General features: G+C 70.6%; 2 protein-coding genes. Both read right to left on the reverse strand.

Translation table 11 applies throughout. The features are described from left to right. The coding region (locus WBA11_RS18275; protein WP_424522067.1) for a TonB-dependent receptor plug domain-containing protein at positions 1 to 1,180 on the reverse strand (1,180 nt) is incomplete at its 3' end. Next, complete coding sequence (locus WBA11_RS18280) at positions 1,180 to 1,641, reverse strand: hypothetical protein (RefSeq protein ID WP_424522068.1); 462 nt, start codon at positions 1,639 to 1,641, stop codon at positions 1,180 to 1,182. The genes WBA11_RS18275 and WBA11_RS18280, both read right to left, overlap by 1 nt. Between the last annotated feature and the right edge of the window lie 158 nt (positions 1,642 to 1,799).

The following is a 1,799-nucleotide window of genomic DNA, read 5'->3' on the forward strand; positions in this document are numbered from 1 at the left end:
CGTCGAGGTCGAGGAAGTCTCGTTTCAGGCGGTATCGCGCCAGCGACACGCCGCTGCGGACCGCGGCCGACCTCGAGGGCGACCATTCGGCATTCGTGAACAGTCCGGCCGAGCGCCAGTCGTGGACGGCGTCGGGCTCGCCGTGGAAACGGTCGCGCGGGACGGCCTCGAGGTCGGACAGGGTCCTTCCGAGCCCGGCCAAGCCCGGGTCGATCGTCGTCTCGGCGGCGACGGCCTCGCCCTCGAGGTTGAGCGTCAGACTGGGAGACGGTTTCCAGCGCGCGGCGGGCGCGACGAAGGCCGTCCTCGAGGTGACGTCGTCACGGTCAAATCCGGTCTGGTCGAGCGACGCGTTGAGCCGCGTGGTGACGGTGCCGACGGGCGCGCCCGCATCGAGGACGACTCGGCCCGAGCCCAACGTCCCGCCTCCGACCTCGGCCTCGACGTGCTGTTCGTCACGCGGCGTCTCGGTGATAAAGTTGACGACGCCGCCCGGCTCGAGTCGGCCGTAGAGGACCGAGGCTGGGCCACGGAGCACCTCGACGCGCTCGACGTTGGCCTGCAACCCGTCGGACAGGTACGGCACCTCGACGCCGTTGCGGCGCACGCCGCCGCCGGTCTGGTCGGTCGCGAAGCCGCGCAGGACGGGGATGCCACCGGGCTGCCCTTGGACTTGGACCGAGACGCCCGGCACGTTCCGCAGCGCGTCTTGGGCGTCCAAGGCGTTCTGCCCGTCTAGGACGCTCGCCCCGACGACGGCGACGGACTGCGGCACCAAGAGCACCGGCGCGTCAGCGCGCGTGGCCGTTTCGCTACGTCGCGCCTGGACCACGACCTCGGCACCCTCGAGGACGGTCGGGCGAAGCGAGACCTCGAGGGTGGTGACCGCGCCCTCGAGGACGGTGACGGTCGTGTCGAGACGGGTGTAGCCGAGGGCTTGGGCGCGAACGGAGTGCCGGCCGGTCGGGACGGCCTCGATGAGAAACCGGCCGGTGGCGTCCGTGGCAACGCTGACCTCGTAGGTGACATCTCTCTGACCGCCGAGGTCACCGAGGTCCACCCTCACGGCCGCGCCCACGACGGCGAGGCCGGTCTCGGCCTCGAAGACGACGCCCTCGATGGTGCCGGTCTGGGCGCTCGCCGAGACCGACAGAAGAAGCGCGACGAGGACAGCCCGCACTAGATGCGGCGGACCGTCAGCGTGACGTCGCCGGCAAGGTTGATGGCGTCGAGGGGGCCGAGGAGTTGCCCGACGACGGCTGCCGGAGCGGTCAGCGCGACCGTCTCCCGAGTGTCGGCCGAGACCTGGAAGGACGGGGCGAACCCGTCAGCCTGGAGGACGAGGGCGGGGACATCCGGCTGGGCCGTGTACGTGCCCTCGATCACGATGTCCTCTTGGCCCAGCGTGTTGAGGAGGCTGTTCAGGTCGGCGTCCAATCGGAAGCCCCCGTCCTGCTCGAAGTCGGCCGTCAGGTCGTCGACGAGCGTGTTGATGAGCGCCGTCTGGTCGCCGTTGCCGTCGCTGACGCTGACCAACTCCCACGAACCAACGTAGTAGTCGTTGTCGAGGCGGAGCTCGTCGCTGGAGCTGTCGCAGCCGGTGGCGACGAGGAAGAGGAGGGTGAAGAGAGCGAGGCGCATCGAGGTCGGGAGGGTGGGACGTTGAGACGCCGCCAGTCCTCAGCCGATCCCGGACGACACAATCGGCGCCTCGAGGGCGGTCTGCCACGGCAGCGACGGCCACCACCTCTCCGGCGCGGGTGGCGCGCTCGGCTCGACGCTCTCGCCCGGTCGAGGGA

It is taken from the genome of Rubrivirga sp. (genome assembly GCF_049648075.1).
GTDB lineage: Bacteria > Bacteroidota > Rhodothermia > Rhodothermales > Rubricoccaceae > Rubrivirga.

Coding starts and splice junctions, on each gene's coding strand:
- WBA11_RS18280 (WP_424522068.1), bottom strand. CDS start 1,641: ATGCGCCTCGCTCTCTTCACCCTCCTCTTCCTCGTCGCCACCGGCTGC.